The organism is Streptococcus sp. HMSC066F01, from assembly GCF_001837335.1.
GTDB classification, from domain to species: Bacteria; Bacillota; Bacilli; order Lactobacillales; family Streptococcaceae; genus Streptococcus; species Streptococcus oralis_S.
In genome coordinates this window covers 1-508 of record NZ_KV832065.1, presented here as the reverse complement: position 1 = coordinate 508, position 508 = coordinate 1, and the positions used below count along the sequence as shown (strand labels likewise).

The 508-nt window shown below is 36.4% G+C and carries 1 protein-coding gene; it reads right to left on the bottom strand.

Annotation, left to right across the window (positions count from 1 at the left end):
* Window positions 1-508, bottom strand: a 508-nt coding sequence (locus HMPREF2655_RS00125; protein ID WP_373878873.1) for an SspB-related isopeptide-forming adhesin, incomplete at both ends; no start/stop codon positions are given.

Genomic DNA, 508 nt, shown 5'->3' with positions numbered 1-508 from the left:
TTGGTAGGCTTTGTTTTCATACTTACCACCTGTCTTACCAAATTCAGACTTAACAGTCATCGGATCTGTAATGACTAATGATGTTCCAGTTGATACATATTGCTTGTAAAATTCTTCTGGATTATCAGCAGAGAAGAGTTGGAAAGCACCCTTAACAGTAATGTTAGCTTTCTTCAACAAGTCTTGAACCTTCTTAGGCGCAGCTTCTAAACTATCAAATTGTTGAACACTGATACCTGATACAAGGTTGCCCTCTAGATCACGGATCTTAACCAATTCTGGTTGAAGGGTTAAGGCTTCTTCTGGATAATCATCCACATAGTAGAAACCATTTTGAATCGCTTCTTTAGAAGATTTATCTCCCTTGTATTGGTCCAAATCCCATGTTAATTCGTAGTAGTTGGTTGAACCAGCTAAAACTTCTTTTCCATCGATATTAAGGCCTTCTTTATTCTTATTTACTTTCGTTGGCTTAATATAGTTGTTATTTGGATTGTCAGGATCATTT